The sequence below is a fragment of the Escherichia sp. E13S3 genome (assembly GCF_004212325.1).
In the GTDB taxonomy this organism is placed as follows: Bacteria; Pseudomonadota; Gammaproteobacteria; order Enterobacterales; family Enterobacteriaceae; genus Escherichia.
On record NZ_RHJR01000012.1, the window covers coordinates 268,268 to 284,683 of the forward strand.

The following is a 16,416-nucleotide window of genomic DNA, read 5'->3' on the forward strand; positions in this document are numbered from 1 at the left end:
AAATAACCAAATACAGACAGATACGCATTACACCACGCGACTCGCCCCGCAGGATCAACAGCATGTTAAATAAAAAGAGCGTGTTGTTCTGATGAAACAAAAAGAGCTATGGATTAACCAGATCAAAGGGTTATGTATTTGTCTGGTGGTGGTTTATCACTCGGTCATTACCTTTTATCCGCATCTGACCACTTTCCAGCATCCGTTATCGGAAGTCCTGAGCAAATGCTGGATCTATTTCAATCTTTACCTTGCGCCCTTTCGTATGCCGGTTTTTTTCTTTATTTCCGGCTATTTGATTCGCCGCTATATCGACAGCGTACCCTGGGGAAATTGTCTCGATAAACGCATCTGGAACATCTTCTGGGTGCTGGTGCTTTGGGGCGTGGTGCAGTGGCTGGCGTTAAGTGCACTGAACCCGTGGCTGGCGCCTGAGCGCGATTTAAGCAATGCCTCCAATGCTGCTTATGCCGATTCCACTGGCGAGTTCCTGCACGGGATGATCACCGCCAGCACCAGCTTGTGGTATCTGTATGCGTTAATTGTCTATTTCGTGATATGTAAAATTTTTAACCGCCTGGCACTGCCACTATTCGTTCTGTTTGTGCTGATGAGTGTGGCGGTTAATTTCGTTCCCACGCCATGGTGGGGAATGAACAGTGTGATCCGCAATTTGCCTTATTACAGCCTTGGTGCATGGTTTGGCGCAACATTAATGACCTGTGTTAAAGAGGTGCCGTTGCGCCGCCATCTGCTGATGGCTTCTTTGCTGGCTGTTCTGGCGGTTGCTGCCTGGTTGTTTAATATCTCGCTGCTGTTGTCGCTGGTATCGATTGTGGTGATCATGAAACTGTTTTATCAGTACGAGCAGCGTTTCGGTATGCGTTCCTCCAGCCTGCTGAATGTGATTGGTTCTAACACCATTGCCATCTACACCACCCATCGCATTCTGGTAGAGATATTCAGCTTAAGTCTGATTCCGCAAATGAATGCAGCCCGCTGGTCGCCGCAACTCGAACTGACGCTCCTGCTGGTTTATCCCTTTGTCAGTTTGTTGATTTGTACTGTTGCTGGATTACTGGTGCGAAAATTTTCACAACGCGCATTCAGCGACCTGTTGTTCTCCCCGCCTTCTCTGCCTGCCACCAGTTACTCTCGTTAAGCCATCGCCCCAGCCGGGGCGATTCAATTTGCTAAACCATGTTGTTTACGGATAATGAACAGCATTGCTTATCAGAGATATGCCCCCATATGTTGGGGCATATCCTAACGAGACTCTGACAACCGTTATGCCTGAACAATATCGTTATACGCTGCCCGTCAAAGCGGGTGAGCAGCGTCTGCTGGGCGAGTTAACTGGCGCTGCCTGCGCGACGCTGGTGGCGGAAATTGCCGAACGTCACGCCGGTCCGGTGGTACTCATTGCACCAGATATGCAAAATGCTCTGCGTTTGCATGATGAAATCAGCCAGTTCACCGATCAGATGGTGATGAATCTGGCGGACTGGGAAACCCTCCCTTACGACAGTTTTTCGCCTCATCAGGACATTATCTCCTCGCGCCTTTCCACCCTTTACCAGCTACCGACAATGCAGCGTGGCGTACTGATTGTTCCGGTGAATACGCTTATGCAGCGCGTTTGCCCGCACAGTTTTCTCCACGGTCATGCACTGGTAATGAAAAAAGGTCAGCGCCTGTCACGAGATGCATTGCGAACCCAACTGGACAGCGCCGGTTATCGCCATGTTGACCAGGTAATGGAGCACGGCGAATACGCCACGCGCGGCGCGTTGTTGGATCTCTTCCCGATGGGCAGCGAACTGCCTTATCGTCTTGATTTCTTTGATGATGAAATCGACAGCCTGCGTGTATTTGACGTCGATAGCCAGCGCACGCTGGAAGAAGTTGAAGCCATCAACCTGCTGCCCGCACACGAATTCCCGACCGATAAAGCGGCAATTGAACTGTTCCGCAGCCAGTGGCGCGATACCTTCGAAGTGAAGCGCGATCCGGAACATATTTACCAGCAAGTGAGTAAAGGCACATTGCCTGCCGGGATCGAGTACTGGCAGCCGCTATTCTTCAGCGAACCGCTGCCGCCGCTGTTCAGTTATTTCCCTGCCAATACCTTGCTGGTGAATACTGGTGATCTGGAAAACAGTGCCGAACGTTTCCAGGCTGACACGCTGGCGCGTTTTGAAAGCCGTGGCGTCGACCCAATGCGCCCACTTTTGCCACCACAATCGCTCTGGCTGCGGGTGGACGAGCTCTTCTCAGAGCTGAAAAACTGGCCCCGGGTGCAGCTAAAAGCTGAACATTTACCGACAAAAGCAGCGAATGCCAATTTAGGCTTCGAGAAGCTGCCAGACCTGGCCGTTCAGGCACAACAAAAAGCACCGCTGGATGCGCTGCGTAAGTTCCTCGAGTCTTTCGATGGTCCGGTGGTGTTCTCGGTAGAAAGTGAAGGTCGCCGTGAAGCGCTGGGTGAACTGCTCGCGCGAATTAAAATTGCTCCGCAACGCATTATGCGTCTTGATGAAGCCAGCGACCGTGGGCGTTATTTGATGATTGGCGCTGCCGAACATGGTTTTGTCGATAAGGTGCGTAACCTGGCGCTGATCTGCGAAAGTGATCTGCTCGGTGAACGTGTTGCCCGCCGTCGTCAGGATTCTCGCCGCACCATCAACCCCGATACACTGATCCGCAACCTTGCGGAATTGCATATTGGTCAGCCGGTGGTCCATCTGGAGCACGGCGTCGGGCGCTATGCCGGAATGACCACGCTGGAAGCGGGCGGTATTACTGGTGAGTATTTGATGCTCACCTATGCCAACGACGCCAAACTGTATGTTCCGGTGTCGTCACTGCATCTGATTAGCCGTTACGCAGGTGGAGCGGAAGAAAACGCCCCGCTGCATAAACTTGGCGGCGATGCGTGGTCACGCGCGCGGCAGAAAGCGGCGGAAAAAGTGCGTGATGTGGCGGCAGAATTGCTGGATATCTACGCGCAACGCGCCGCCAAAGAGGGCTTCGCGTTTAAACACGATCGTGAGCAGTATCAGTTGTTCTGCGACAGCTTCCCGTTTGAAACCACGCCGGATCAGGCGCAGGCCATTAATGCGGTGCTTAGCGACATGTGTCAGCCGCTGGCAATGGATCGTCTGGTGTGCGGCGATGTTGGCTTTGGGAAAACAGAAGTGGCGATGCGCGCCGCTTTCCTGGCAGTAGATAACCACAAGCAGGTAGCGGTGCTGGTGCCTACCACCCTTCTCGCGCAACAGCATTACGACAACTTCCGCGACCGTTTCGCCAACTGGCCGGTACGTATCGAAATGATCTCCCGTTTCCGCAGCGCCAAAGAGCAGACGCAAATCCTTGCGGAAGTGGCGGAAGGGAAAATCGATATTCTGATCGGTACGCACAAACTGCTGCAAAATGACGTCAAGTTTAAAGATTTAGGTCTGCTGATTGTCGATGAAGAACACCGCTTCGGGGTGCGTCATAAAGAGCGCATTAAAGCGATGCGTGCGAACGTGGATATTCTGACGCTTACCGCTACGCCGATCCCACGTACGCTGAATATGGCGATGAGCGGAATGCGTGACCTGTCGATTATCGCCACGCCGCCCGCCCGTCGTCTGGCGGTCAAAACGTTTGTCCGCGAGTATGACAGTCTGGTGGTCCGGGAGGCGATCCTGCGTGAAGTTCTGCGCGGCGGTCAGGTTTATTATCTCTACAATGATGTGGAAAACATCCAGAAAGCCGCCGAACGGCTGGCGGAACTGGTGCCAGAAGCGCGGATTGCTATCGGTCACGGGCAGATGCGCGAGCGCGAGCTGGAACGGGTGATGAATGATTTCCATCATCAACGTTTCAACGTGCTGGTTTGTACCACCATTATCGAAACCGGAATCGACATCCCGACTGCCAACACCATTATCATTGAACGCGCGGATCACTTCGGTCTGGCGCAGCTGCACCAGTTACGCGGTCGCGTCGGACGTTCGCATCATCAGGCATATGCATGGCTGCTGACGCCGCATCCGAAAGCGATGACTACCGATGCGCAAAAACGTCTTGAAGCGATTGCCTCGCTGGAAGATCTCGGGGCAGGCTTTGCGCTGGCAACGCACGATCTGGAGATCCGCGGCGCGGGTGAATTGCTTGGCGAAGAACAGAGCGGCTCGATGGAAACCATCGGTTTCTCGCTGTATATGGAGTTGCTGGAAAACGCCGTCGATGCACTGAAAGCCGGACGCGAGCCGTCGCTGGAAGATCTCACCAGCCAGCAAACAGAAGTCGAGCTGCGGATGCCGTCGCTATTGCCAGATGATTTCATCCCTGACGTGAACACGCGTCTGTCGTTCTACAAACGTATTGCCAGCGCCAAAACGGAAAACGAACTGGAAGAGATCAAAGTCGAGCTTATCGATCGCTTCGGCCTGCTGCCGGATCCGGCGCGTACCCTGCTGGATATTGCCCGTCTGCGCCAGCAAGCGCAGAAACTGGGGATCAGGAAGCTGGAAGGTAATGAGAAAGGCGGCGTGATCGAATTTGCCGAGAAGAATCACGTAAATCCAGCCTGGCTGATTGGTTTACTGCAAAAACAGCCGCAGCATTATCGCCTTGATGGCCCGACGCGCCTGAAGTTTATTCAGGATTTGAGCGAGCGGAAAACGCGTATCGAATGGGTTCGCCAGTTTATGCGTGAACTGGAAGAGAACGCGATCGCTTAATGGTGAGATCGGGGGCGTTTCTGCGCCCCCATCTGCAACATTTACAAATTCTTTGCACTTCCCTGCACTATCCGACACTGTCACCATCCATAATTCAGGCTTATCTTTTTATTACAATAACCTTATATTTATTATGGATTTTTGGTGATGATCAAAACGCGTTTTTCTCGCTGGCTGACGTTTTTTACGTTCGCTGCTGCCGTGGTGCTGGCACTACCGGCAAAAGCCAATACTTGGCCGCTGCCGCCAGCGGGCAGTCGTCTGGTTGGCGAAAATAAATTTCATGTAGTGGAAAATGACGGTGGGTCGCTGGAAGCGATCGCCAAAAAATATAACGTCGGCTTTCTCGCTCTGTTACAGGCTAACCCCGGCGTTGATCCTTACGTGCCACGCGCGGGTAGCGTGTTAACGATCCCATTGCAAACCCTACTACCAGACGCGCCGCGCGAAGGCATTGTGATCAACATTGCGGAGCTGCGTCTCTATTACTACCCGCCGGGTAAAAATTCGGTGACCGTGTATCCCATCGGCATTGGTCAGTTGGGTGGTGACACGCTGACACCGACAATGGTGACCACCGTTTCTGACAAGCGTGCAAACCCAACCTGGACGCCAACGGCAAACATTCGCGCGCGGTATAAAGCACAGGGAATTGAGTTGCCTGCGGTAGTTCCGGCTGGACCAGATAACCCTATGGGCCATCATGCGATTCGTCTGGCGGCCTATGGCGGCGTTTATTTGCTTCACGGTACGAACGCCGATTTCGGCATTGGCATGCGGGTAAGTTCTGGCTGTATTCGTCTGCGTGATGACGATATCAAAACACTCTTTAGCCAGGTCACCCCAGGCACCAAAGTGAATATCATCAACACGCCGATTAAAGTCTCTGCCGAACAAAACGGTGCGCGTCTGGTTGAAGTGCATCAGCCGCTATCAGAGAAGATTGATGATGATCCGCAGCTATTGCCGATAACGCTGAATAGTGCAATGCAATCATTTAAAGATGCAGCGCAAACTGACGCTGAAGTGATGCAGCATGTGATGGATGTCCGTTCCGGGATGCCGGTAGATGTGCGCCGTCATCAACTGAGCCCACAATCGCTGTAACTCCCGGATAAAAAAATCCCCGCGGCACAGTATGTCGCGGGGAAAAAAGCAGCAATAGCGGGCATTAATGAGGGTTAATGCTTATTTATAAATGACTGCCGTTCCGTGGAGGGTATTCGGACCGGTTACTGAAGTAATACGGAAAGATTTTGCGCCCATCTCATCCGCTTTTTGTGCCAGCTGTTCTTCCAGCGATCCCAGATTTGTCCCCGCGTTAGCACTAATAGTACCCACTTTTTGTTGGCCTTCTGGTGTTGCCTGAACTTCGACAGCAGCAAAGCTGGCAAATGACATGGAACTTAAAACCGCCGCAGCGATGAGGGTTTTTACGTTTTTCATAATAGTGGCCTTATGCAGGTGAATGGCGTCGCAAGAAATTACTTAACGATCGATAACTAAATGATAGATGTGATCTGGATCACATACAAGAAGTTTTTTATAACAATCATTAATTAAATTAAAAAACTTTAAATTTCAGTTAAATAGAGAGTTTTTATTTTTCTATTTTCTGGACTGGTGAAGGGAGGTGATTATTTTTATAATAACCATTCATTCACAGCCACCAGGTACAATGGCATCATGGCAACAGACTCAACACATTGTGTAAAAAAAAGCCGTGGCCGCCCAAAAGTGTTCGACAGGGACGCCGCGCTTGATAAGGCCATGAAATTGTTCTGGCAGCACGGTTATGAAGCGACTTCCCTTGCGGACCTCGTTGAAGCGACCGGAGCCAAAGCGCCAACGCTCTACGCGGAATTTACCAACAAAGAGGGGTTATTTCGCGCCGTACTCGACCGTTATATCGATCGCTTTGCCGCTAAGCATGAAGCGCAGTTGTTTTGTGAAGAAAAAAGCGTGGAGTCTGCACTGGCGGACTATTTCGCTGCCGTTGCCAGCTGCTTTACCAGCAAAGACACCCCCGCGGGTTGCTTTATGATTAACAACTGCACCACGCTTTCAGCGGATTCGGGCGATATTGCTCATACGGTGAAATCACGTCACGCAATGCAAGAACGCACCTTGCAGCAGTTTTTAAGTCAACGCCAGGCACGCGGGGAAATTCCCGCCCACTGTGACGTAACGCATCTTGCGGAATTTCTTAATTGTATTATTCAGGGGATGTCGATAAGCGCCCGTGAAGGCGCATCGCTGGAAAAACTGATGCTGATTGCCCGGACAACGCTGCGTTTATGGCCTGAACTGGTGAAGTAAGACGCAAAAAAAAGCCCCTCAGCCTGAGCGAATGAGGGGCTAAATTGCAGAGTACAGCCTTGTTATACTTTGTTATTCAGAACCAGTTGCCCATTGTTATCTAATGGGATTTGCGTACCCGGATCGCTGTTCATCCGAATTTTGCCCTGCTGATCGCCAATCTTATAGGTCACATCATAACCGAGCATTTTTTCTGACTTGTCATACACCGTTTTACAACGCTGCTGCGTGGTAGTGTAAGTATCGCTTTCCTGGAGAGAGCCCTGGATCTGGTTACCGGCATATCCACCGCCCAGCGCCCCCACAACAGTGGCGACATCTTTACCGCGACCACCGCCAAACTGATGCCCTATCACCCCGCCAGCGACGGCCCCGAGGACCGAACCAGCAATGCGGTTTTCATCCTGCACCGGTCGGCGATGGGTCACCGTGACATTGCGACACTCCTGACGCGGTGTTTTAACCGTTTCCTTGATTGGGGTTGCTGAGACAACCTGAGCGTATTGCGGGCCACGTTCAAACACGTTCAGACTGGCCACTGCCGCTACGCCAAGCGCAGCCGCTACACCAATCCCGATACCCGCCAACATTGATTTATTCACGGGAACACCTCCTTCTTTGCAGTTATGACAATCATGCAAGCGAAGGGGAAAAGCAGCTATCAGACAGAAGATGAAAAGCGTGGGAATAGCTGGAAATACTTAAGGATTCGGAGGAGTCTGAAGGAATGCCTGATGCGACGCTTAACGCGTCTTATCAGGCCTACCGCTCGTACCATTTGTCCAGGGCGGATGAGGCGTTTACGCCACATCCGCCAGTGTACGCCGATTAATGCAACTTCAAACGCGGACGGATAACGCGGTTGATACTGCCCACCAGCATCATTAATCCGGTTTTAAAGTAGCCATGCAGCGCAATCTGATGCATTCGGTATAGCGAGATGTACACAAAGCGCGCAATTCGTCCTTCAATCATCATTGAACCGCGCGTCAGGTTACCCATCAGGCTACCGACGGTGGAGAAGTTGGACAGCGATACCAGCGAACCGTGATCCTTATACTGATAATTTTTCAGCGGTTTACCGTTCATCTGCGCCAGAATGTTGTTCATTGCGCAGGTCGCCATCTGATGTGCGGCCTGAGCGCGCGGCGGTACAAAGCCCCCTTCCGGACGCGGGCATGACGCACAGTCGCCAATAGCGTAAATGTCTGGATCGCGCGTGGTTTGCAGCGTCGGTTCCACCACCAGTTGGTTGATACGGTTGGTTTCAAGACCACCAATATCTTTCAGGAAATCTGGTGCTTTTATCCCGGCAGCCCACACCATCAGATCGGCCTGAATATATTCACCATCTTTAGTGTGCAAACCGCCTTCATCGGCACTGGTAACCATAGTTTGCGTCAGCACGCGAACGCCCAGTTTCGTTAACTCATTGTGAGCCGCAGCAGAGATACGCGGCGGTAACGCTGGCAAAATTCGCTCTCCCGCTTCCACCAGAGTAACGTTCAGGGCTTCATTGGTCAGCCCTTTGTAACCGTAACTGTGCAGTTGTTTCACGGCATTGTGCAATTCGGCAGAGAGCTCTACGCCGGTCGCGCCGCCGCCAACAATCGCAATATTCACTTTGCCATTGGCGCCCAGGTTAGCAGAAAACTTCAGGAACAGATTCAGCATCTCCTGATGGAAACGACGTGCCTGATGCGGGTTATCAAGGAAAATGCAGTTCTCTTTTACGCCCGGCGTGTTGAAATCGTTAGAGGTGCTACCCAGCGCCATCACCAGCGTGTCGTAAGCAATTTTCCGCTCTGGAACTAACAATTCACCTTTTTCGTCGCGCAGTTCAGCAATGGTGATTGTTTTCGCTTCACGATCGATATCAACCACAGAACCCAGCTGAAACTGGAAACCATGATTACGCGCATGGGCCAGATAGCTCAGCGCATCAACGCCTTCATCGAGCGATCCGGTCGCCACTTCGTGCAGCAACGGTTTCCACAGGTGACTGTGGTTACGATCGACCAACGTAATTTTGGCTTTTTTCTTGCGTCCCAGCTTATCTCCAAGCTGTGTTGCCATTTCCAGCCCACCAGCACCGCCGCCGACAATCACAATTTTTTTCAATGGCGTAGTCAACGTGACCCCCTTAAATTTATTAACCAATTGTTAATTAATGGTTATTAACATAGCTCTTAATTAACAACAGGTTACAGCAATGAAAATGTTCTTCGCTATTGAGAATAACATGAATGGTGCATTGGTCATACCAAAATTGATGTTAATCAAGTTTTGTTGCTGAAAAGATAGGCGACTTTACCTGTTGAGATCAAAAAACAGAGTTTATTGTTTATTATTCGAGCTAATTCGGAAGGGTTATATAGCGTGAGGCGTGTATGAAGGGCGTTTGCCAGGCCTGATAAGATGCGCAGCATCGCATCAGGCATTGGTGCTCGGCTGTCGGATGCGGCGTGAACGCCTTAATCCGGGTCGCATCAGGTACCGACAAGGTTACCTGATGCGACGATGCCAATTAACCGAGGGTTTTGAATGCTTTAATGCGCTGCAAATGCGGAGAGATATTTTTGAATTTGTGCGTCTGCTCTTCGTCCCAGACAATCTCGTAATAATGATGCAGCTCTTCAGATGTCCGCTGACTGTTAAGCGCTTCATCGTGACGCGACAAAATCACCAGGCAACGATCGCGATTCTTCTCACGGAAGTTGGTCACACACTTGGTGGCAATATCGGCATACTCTTCCGGGCGATCAATCTTCCCTTCCATGTTCTCATAAGGGAACAAATTGGGGTTGAAGATCACCTGGCGAATATCACAGAGAAAACCAATCCGCTCTGCCCAATAACCGCCCAGACCAACACCACAAATGAGCGGGCGCTCGTCGACGTTCAGTTGCAGCATTTTGTCCACTTCTTTGAGCAAATGCTGCATATCATGTTTCGGATGCCGCGTACTGTAGCTTATTAGCCGTACATCCGGGTCAATAAACTGCAATTGTAAGACTTTCTCGTGGTTACCCGGACTGTTAGAGTCAAAACCGTGCAAATAGATAATCATCGCTTCCTCACATAAGCCAGGGTTAGTGACCTGCCTTCTCTTCCTGCCAGCGTTCATGTAACTGATTCAGACGGGCGCTGATCTCTTTCCAGCGAGCCGAGTCCATCAGTTCCTGTCGCGAAAATGAACCTTTATGATACAAACGTGTAACACGTTCTGCCTTGATCGGTGACAGATTATCTAACACGCTGACGGCCCCTTTACGATTATTGCAGACCAGGATCATATCGCAACCTGCATCCAGTGATGCCTGTCCACGCTCGGCATAACTGCCCATAATCGCGGCACCTTCCATCGATAAATCGTCAGAGAAAATCACGCCGTCAAACCCCAGCTCCTGACGTAAAACAGTTTTCAGCCAGTGGGGAGAACCGCTCGCCGGACGCGGATCAACATCGCTGTAGATCACATGCGCGGGCATAATGGCATCGAGTTTATTTTCGCGAATTAACGTACTGAAAACCGACATATCTTTGGCACGAATTTCCGCTTGCGGGCGTGGGTCGCACGGCGTCTCTTTGTGTGAATCTGCAGTTACGGCACCGTGACCAGGAAAATGTTTACCGGTGGTTTTCATTCCGGCTTCATGCATCCCATCAATAAACCGACTGGCGATTGCGAGGGCTTTTTCTGGATCGGCATGATAAGAACGTTCACCAATCGCCGCGCTGATATGTCCTACGTCCAGCACTGGTGCAAAGCTGATATCAATATCCATAGCGATCATTTCGCTGGCCATCAGCCAACCTGCCTCTTGCGCCAGTTTGCCCCCCTCTTCCATTCCTAAAAGCGCAGCGAATGATTGTGCTGCCGGTAAGCGGGTAAAACCGTCACGAAAACGCTGCACACGTCCACCTTCCTGATCCACCGCCACCACCAGGTGATTGCGTGAAGCTGCGCGGATCTGGCGTACCAGTTCGCGCAACTGTGCTGGATCATGATAGTTACGTGTAAAGAGAATCAGCCCTCCCACCAGCGGATGCGCAAGTATTTCGCGCTCTTCCGCGTCCAGTTCATAACCTTCAACATCCAACATTACTGGACCCACACTGCTCTCCTTATTGTTTTATTGATAGCTGCCGCCAGGTGTCATTGGCCAGCCTGATAAATTGTTGATCGCTGGTTTGTTGCCAGCGGTACTCAAACCACCCTGCTTTCAGCATCAGTAACCAGGGAAACCAGCGCCTGACCTGATGCCACAAATGCGCCGGATTAATATTCGCCCGCACGGCATAGTCATTAACTAATTGCCGGTGCTGCTCACTATTTTCCACCCACACCGCCGCCAGTTCCAGAGCGATATCACCATCACCGGCATACTCCCAGTCGATGAGCTTTAGCCCTGACGAGGTATAGACTAAGTTCCCTGCATGAACATCCATATGCAACGGGCTTAAACGTAATGGCTGTGGTTCCCGTATTTTGCGCAGACGTTTTAATAGTTGCAGCCAACCCACTGTCCGCCGCGCCGGATCGCTTCGCTGCCAGTACCGTTCCAGTAACGGCAGCAAGGTTATTCGCCAGCCAAAACGCGGTTGTTGATGCAGATAATACAGCAAGCCTGCCAGTTCGTCGGTATCCGGCAATTGCGTTTTTACCTCGCCGGGCAAATAGTCGACCACCATCCAGCCACGGAGATAGAGATGTGGCTTTGGTGCAAGGTATGCCGGTAATCGTGATAACGCCCGGTACTGGCGCAGAAACACGGACTGCGGCGCATCAGGATCGTGAGTCTGACGCACAACAAAACGCTGATCCTGATGTTCAATGAGAAAACTCCCGCCGCTAAGTCCACTGTTAAACGTCGCGACGGGGTGATACTGCGGGAAATAGCGCGACAATAACTCGTCGCGCGTGATGGGATTATTGTTGCTGAACGGCACCTTTACCTGACCAGATAATTTCGCCCGTCTGCACCAGCATCAACTGCATTTGCAGGGTCGGAGCGTTAACGTTGCCAGAGGCGCTGGAGTACAGCACGTAATGAGCCCCCACGTTGCGAGCAATACCAATGGCTTTACTACGGGTGCCTAAGCTATCCTGCGGCGACAAACCTAACTGCTGCTTGGCCATCGAAAGCTGCTGGGCGGAAACGAGGGTAAATTTACCGTTATTAGCCAGTGCATTGCGCAGCGTTTCTGTCGCTTCCCCGGTATTCAAAGAACCATTGGTGCGGTTATTGACGCTATCAACCAGCAAGACGCTGCCTGCGGTCACGCCATCGGCCCCAAGCATCTTACCGACCATCGGCTGCATTGCGCCATTCCAGTCATAATGACGAATATGCGGCGCAGGCGGTGCGGTTTGGTCTTCGTGCTCAATTGGCCCTGGCTGCTCCGGGATCGTCGGCACTGATGGCACTGTGGGTACTGGCTGTTGCGGCTCAGCCGGTTGCTCCGGCGCAGGTTTTACTTCTTCTACCGGTGCGGGTTCACGTGGCCCCACACACCCGGCAAGAAACATCGCCAGCGCGGTGATTAAAGCGTAGCGACTCATTTTTGTCATCAAGATTCACCCCTTACAAATAAAGATAAAGTCTGACTTTGTGCGCTCCAAGAAAATTGGCGCTGCCGTACAGAGTCACCGCTGAATGTGCGGAAATGGTGACGCTGCGCGGCGTTTCCAGAGGGTGCATCTCAAGCCCCCTGGCGTCATACCAGTAAAAACGATAATGAACGGTAACGGGTTCTTGCCTTTCGTTATAAAGCGTCGAGGATGCTGAAGGCTGAATATCAGACGTTGAAAGAACGGGCTTTTCTGCGCTAATGCCCGCTGCCAGCAAAGATGACTCCATCACCAGTGACTGTTCATCATTCACCGGGATTTCCGGATGTGAACGACAACCGACCAGCAATAGCAACGCCAGAGACGCCAGTCCAAAGCACCCTTTTCTCATCGTTACAGGCCTTTATGCGCCAGCATTGGTCCCAAAGGACGGCCACCCAGCAGGTGCATATGAATGTGATAGACCTCTTGTCCGCCATGACGGTTGGTATTCATGATCAAACGATAGCCGTCTTCGGCAATGCCTTCTTGCTCGGCGATTTTTGCCGCTACGGTGATCATACGCCCCAGCGCCTGCTCATGCTCAGCTGACACGTCGTTCACGGTAGGGATAAGGATATTTGGAATGATCAGAATATGCGTTGGCGCTTGCGGCGAAATATCGCGAAACGCCGTTACCAGCTCATCCTGGTAGACGATATCGGAGGGGATCTCACGACGAATAATTTTGCTGAAAATAGTTTCTTCTGCCACGACATTTTCCTTTTTCAAATTGCCATGCGTTGCGCCATGCTACGCCGCGCTACACTGCGAGTATAGAGTATGGTCGAGTTAAACCTGCTCTTTCAACCTTAAGCCACGATTTATAAGCAAAAAATCGTTTTACTGCCGTATACATCGCCATTATTCCCATTTTTGCCTATGAATAGGCCGAAAACACCTTTTCTCTTTGGTTTAGATAATAACAGGGATATCGGCTACCAGGCCCTTCCTGCTACCACCAGCATTGCTTTGACAGTTTCCTTCCACTGTCGGGCAAAATTGCTATTCGCAGGTGGAGCTGTTCGCCTGTTATCAGATAACCCAAAACGTCTCATTGCTGGAAATAATCTGCTCGACAAAACCTACGATATCGACGTGAAAGGAACTATCGTCCCGGGCGCAACACGCAATTTAACGATGACCGGTCTGATTAGCGGCTGTAAAAAAGGCAGCCATTCGGCTGCCTTAGTCTCCCCAACGTCTTACGGATTAGTTGTTGCGGATGTACTCATCCATTTCGGTTTTCAGGTTATCGGATTTCGTACCGAAAATCGCCTGAACACCGGAACCAGCAACCACTACGCCCGCTGCGCCCAGTTTCTTCAGGCCAGCCTGATCCACTTTGGACACATCAGCGACGCTAACACGCAGACGGGTAATACATGCGTCAAGGTTAGTGATGTTTTCTTTACCACCAAATGCAGCAACCAGAGCCGGTGCCATTTCGCTGGTGCCGGTAGCTTTCGCATCTTCAGTTGCGTCTTCACGGCCCGGGGTTTTCAGATCCAGAGCTTTAATCAGCACGCGGAAGATGGTGTAGTAAACGATCGCATAACCGATACCGACAATCGGGAACAGCCACAGCTTGCTGCTGTTACCAGACAGAACGATGAAGTCGATCAGACCGTGCGAGAACGATGTACCATCGCGCATACCCAGCAGGATACAGATCGGGAATGCCAGACCTGCCAGAATCGCGTGGATGATGTACAGGATCGGCGCAACGAACATGAAGGAGAACTCGATTGGCTCGGTAATACCGGTCAGGAACGAGGTCAACGCCGCGGAAATCATGATACCGCCCACTTTAGCGCGGTTTTCTGGTTTAGCAGAGTGCCAGATAGCAATCGCGGCAGCCGGCAGACCGTACATTTTGAACAGGAAGCCGCCAGACAGTTTACCCGCGGTCGGGTCACCCGCCATATAACGCGGAATGTCACCGTGGAATACCTGACCTGCGGCGTTGGTGTATTCACCGATCTGCATCTGGAAAGGTACGTTCCAGATGTGGTGCAGACCAAACGGTACCAGGCAGCGTTCGATGAAGCCGTAAATGCCAAACGCAACTACCGGGTTCTGGTAAGCAGCCCACTGGGAGAAGGTCTGAATGGCGGAACCAATTGGCGGCCAAATAAAGGACAGCACAACGCCAGTAAAGATGGCAGCCAGGCCAGAAATGATCGGCACAAAGCGTTTACCGGCAAAGAAGCCAAGATACTCAGGCAGCTTAATACGGTAGAAACGGTTAAACATGTACGCTGCGATCGCACCGGAGATGATCCCCCCGAGTACGCCCGTATCCGCCAGGTGTTTAGCGGCGATTTCTTCAGCAGGTAAATGCAGTACCAGCGGCGCAACCACGGCCATGGTTTTTACCATGATGCCATAGGCAACAACTGCGGCCAGCGCGGATACGCCATCGTTATTGGTAAAGCCGAGGGCGACACCAATTGCAAAAATCAGTGGCATGTTTGCAAAAACGGAACCGCCCGCTTCTGCCATAACATGCGATACAACGGCGGGCAGCCAGCTGAAATTCGCGGAACCGACGCCAAGCAGAATACCTGCGATAGGCAGTACGGATACCGGCAGCATCAGCGATTTACCGACCTTTTGCAGGTTAGCAAATGCATTCTTAAACATAATTGAGAGTGCTCCTGAGTATGGGTGCTTTTAACGTTCTCACGCGTGGCAAGGGGGGGAGAACCTTGCCGTGTACAGGGCGTCTAAGCGCCCTTTATTTATTACACAGAGTAAAATAATTCATGGCCGATTTGTTTGACGGCTATCACGTTTCAACTTCGGACCTTTAGCGAAGTTGCACGTATTGACAAAATAAATGCCATAATGCGTCAAACATGGTTATTCACCGCCCAATTTGCGGCGGTGAACTTTACTCGTTTTAGTAATTAATTACGAGCCTTAAAATAAATTCATTTAACGGATGGATTGAAGGCGGGAAGCGTCGATGTGAAACAGGCGGGCGAAGTTATCGGTGGTTACCTGCGCCAGCTCTTCAACGGCAACACCTTTCAACACAGCCATGTATTCAGCAACATCACGAACCATTGCAGGTTGATTCTCTTTTCCTCGATGCGGCACAGGTGCCAGATAAGGCGCGTCAGTTTCGACCAGTAACCGATCGAGCGGCACATAACGCGCGGCATCACGTAGTTGTTCTGCATTACGGAAGGTCACAATGCCGGAGAAGGAGATGTAAAATCCAAGATCCAGTAATTTGCCTGCCGTTTCTCTGTCCTCTGTAAAACAGTGTAGTACGCCACCGCAATCCGTCACCTTTTCTTCGCGCAGAATTGCCAGCGTATCGGCGCGGGCGTCACGCGTATGGACAATAACCGGCTTGTTCAGTTCACGACCAATCTGGATATGGTGGATGAAAGACTCTTGCTGACGCACTTTAGTTTCCGGCGTGTAATAATAATCCAGCCCGGTTTCCCCAAGGGCAACAACGCCCTCTTCCGCCGCAAGGCGGCGTAAATCTTCCACATCATAGGGATCGTTCTGGTTGAGCGGATGCACACCGCAAGAAAATACGACATTGTCACGTTCGCCTACCAGATCCCGCATATGCAGATAACCCGGTAATGTCGTGGCGACCGCCAGACAAAATTTCACATCGCGCGCAGCGGCTTTTGCCAGAACGTCATCCACGTCCTTATGCAAAGATTCATAATCCAGACCATCGAGATGGCAGTGTGAGTCGACTAAAAACATGATGTCTCT

The 16,416-nt window shown here is 51.4% G+C and carries 15 protein-coding genes; 4 read left to right on the forward strand and 11 right to left on the reverse strand.

Annotation, left to right across the window (positions count from 1 at the left end):
- Positions 1 to 91 precede the first annotated feature (91 nt).
- The 3 genes from D9597_RS13440 to ldtC all read left to right on the forward strand — a co-directional run bounded on the left by D9597_RS13440 (position 92) and on the right by ldtC (position 5,843).
- Positions 92 to 1,162: an acyltransferase family protein gene (locus tag D9597_RS13440; RefSeq protein WP_130222869.1), complete on the forward strand. Its 1,071-nt coding sequence runs from the start codon at positions 92 to 94 to the stop codon at positions 1,160 to 1,162.
- 127 nt (positions 1,163 to 1,289) lie between these two features.
- Positions 1,290 to 4,736, forward strand: a complete 3,447-nt coding sequence (gene mfd, locus D9597_RS13445; protein WP_130222871.1) for a transcription-repair coupling factor — start codon at positions 1,290 to 1,292, stop codon at positions 4,734 to 4,736.
- 144 nt (positions 4,737 to 4,880) lie between these two features.
- Positions 4,881 to 5,843 (forward strand): L,D-transpeptidase LdtC, encoded by a 963-nt coding sequence (gene ldtC, locus D9597_RS13450; protein ID WP_165383547.1) that lies wholly within the window; start codon positions 4,881 to 4,883, stop codon positions 5,841 to 5,843.
- Between the two features lie 81 nt (positions 5,844 to 5,924).
- Here the strand turns inward: ldtC and bhsA are convergent, their stop codons facing one another.
- The gene (gene bhsA / locus D9597_RS13455; RefSeq protein WP_130222873.1) at positions 5,925 to 6,182 is read right to left on the reverse strand and encodes a multiple stress resistance protein BhsA; all 258 of its coding nucleotides are present in this window, start codon (positions 6,180 to 6,182) and stop codon (positions 5,925 to 5,927) included.
- 240 nt (positions 6,183 to 6,422) lie between these two features.
- On the opposite strand from bhsA, the gene comR reads away from it, so the two are divergent.
- On the forward strand, positions 6,423 to 7,055 hold the full coding sequence (comR, locus tag D9597_RS13460) for a TetR family copper-responsive transcriptional repressor ComR (RefSeq protein WP_130205569.1): 633 nt from the start codon (positions 6,423 to 6,425) through the stop codon (positions 7,053 to 7,055).
- Between the two features lie 62 nt (positions 7,056 to 7,117).
- Here the strand turns inward: comR and D9597_RS13465 are convergent, their stop codons facing one another.
- From D9597_RS13465 to D9597_RS13510, 10 genes are all read right to left on the reverse strand, one after another.
- Positions 7,118 to 7,657 (reverse strand): glycine zipper 2TM domain-containing protein, encoded by a 540-nt coding sequence (locus D9597_RS13465; protein ID WP_064528599.1) that lies wholly within the window; start codon positions 7,655 to 7,657, stop codon positions 7,118 to 7,120.
- Between the two features lie 226 nt (positions 7,658 to 7,883).
- Positions 7,884 to 9,188, reverse strand: a complete 1,305-nt coding sequence (gene ndh / locus D9597_RS13470) for an NADH-quinone dehydrogenase (RefSeq protein ID WP_064528597.1) — start codon at positions 9,186 to 9,188, stop codon at positions 7,884 to 7,886.
- Between the two features lie 394 nt (positions 9,189 to 9,582).
- Positions 9,583 to 10,125, reverse strand: coding sequence for an alpha/beta hydrolase YcfP (gene ycfP / locus D9597_RS13475; RefSeq protein ID WP_075331716.1), 543 nt, complete (start codon positions 10,123 to 10,125; stop codon positions 9,583 to 9,585).
- A gap of 22 nt (positions 10,126 to 10,147) precedes the next feature.
- Complete coding sequence (nagZ, locus tag D9597_RS13480; RefSeq protein ID WP_130222875.1) at positions 10,148 to 11,173, reverse strand: beta-N-acetylhexosaminidase; 1,026 nt, start codon at positions 11,171 to 11,173, stop codon at positions 10,148 to 10,150.
- A gap of 10 nt (positions 11,174 to 11,183) precedes the next feature.
- Positions 11,184 to 12,008: a thiamine kinase gene (thiK, locus tag D9597_RS13485; RefSeq protein WP_130222877.1), complete on the reverse strand. Its 825-nt coding sequence runs from the start codon at positions 12,006 to 12,008 to the stop codon at positions 11,184 to 11,186.
- Positions 11,989 to 12,630, reverse strand: coding sequence for a penicillin-binding protein activator LpoB (lpoB, locus tag D9597_RS13490; RefSeq protein ID WP_130205559.1), 642 nt, complete (start codon positions 12,628 to 12,630; stop codon positions 11,989 to 11,991). The genes thiK and lpoB overlap by 20 nt, the downstream gene beginning before the upstream one ends.
- Positions 12,631 to 12,643: 13 nt before the next feature.
- Positions 12,644 to 13,021, reverse strand: a complete 378-nt coding sequence (locus D9597_RS13495) for a YcfL family protein (RefSeq protein WP_130222879.1) — start codon at positions 13,019 to 13,021, stop codon at positions 12,644 to 12,646.
- Between the two features lie 2 nt (positions 13,022 to 13,023).
- Complete coding sequence (gene hinT / locus D9597_RS13500; RefSeq protein ID WP_054445830.1) at positions 13,024 to 13,383, reverse strand: purine nucleoside phosphoramidase; 360 nt, start codon at positions 13,381 to 13,383, stop codon at positions 13,024 to 13,026.
- 498 nt (positions 13,384 to 13,881) lie between these two features.
- Positions 13,882 to 15,315: a PTS glucose transporter subunit IIBC gene (gene ptsG / locus D9597_RS13505; protein ID WP_000475698.1), complete on the reverse strand. Its 1,434-nt coding sequence runs from the start codon at positions 15,313 to 15,315 to the stop codon at positions 13,882 to 13,884.
- Positions 15,316 to 15,609: 294 nt separating this feature from the next.
- Positions 15,610 to 16,407 carry a metal-dependent hydrolase gene (locus D9597_RS13510; RefSeq protein WP_130205555.1) on the reverse strand — a complete coding sequence of 266 codons (798 nt, stop codon included), beginning with the start codon at positions 16,405 to 16,407 and terminating at the stop codon, positions 15,610 to 15,612.
- Positions 16,408 to 16,416: the final 9 nt, after the last annotated feature.

What these genes read in the sequence shown, in the direction of transcription:
- D9597_RS13440 (WP_130222869.1), top strand. Translation starts at nt 92, where the DNA reads ATGAAACAAAAAGAGCTATGGATTAACCAGATCAAAGGGTTATGTATT.
- mfd (WP_130222871.1), top strand. Translation starts at nt 1,290, where the DNA reads ATGCCTGAACAATATCGTTATACGCTGCCCGTCAAAGCGGGTGAGCAG.
- bhsA (WP_130222873.1), bottom strand. Translation starts at nt 6,182, where the DNA reads ATGAAAAACGTAAAAACCCTCATCGCTGCGGCGGTTTTAAGTTCCATG.
- comR (WP_130205569.1), top strand. Translation starts at nt 6,423, where the DNA reads ATGGCAACAGACTCAACACATTGTGTAAAAAAAAGCCGTGGCCGCCCA.
- ycfP (WP_075331716.1), bottom strand. Translation starts at nt 10,125, where the DNA reads ATGATTATCTATTTGCACGGTTTTGACTCTAACAGTCCGGGTAACCAC.
- lpoB (WP_130205559.1), bottom strand. Translation starts at nt 12,630, where the DNA reads ATGACAAAAATGAGTCGCTACGCTTTAATCACCGCGCTGGCGATGTTT.
- D9597_RS13495 (WP_130222879.1), bottom strand. Translation starts at nt 13,021, where the DNA reads ATGAGAAAAGGGTGCTTTGGACTGGCGTCTCTGGCGTTGCTATTGCTG.
- ptsG (WP_000475698.1), bottom strand. Translation starts at nt 15,315, where the DNA reads ATGTTTAAGAATGCATTTGCTAACCTGCAAAAGGTCGGTAAATCGCTG.
- D9597_RS13510 (WP_130205555.1), bottom strand. Translation starts at nt 16,407, where the DNA reads ATGTTTTTAGTCGACTCACACTGCCATCTCGATGGTCTGGATTATGAA.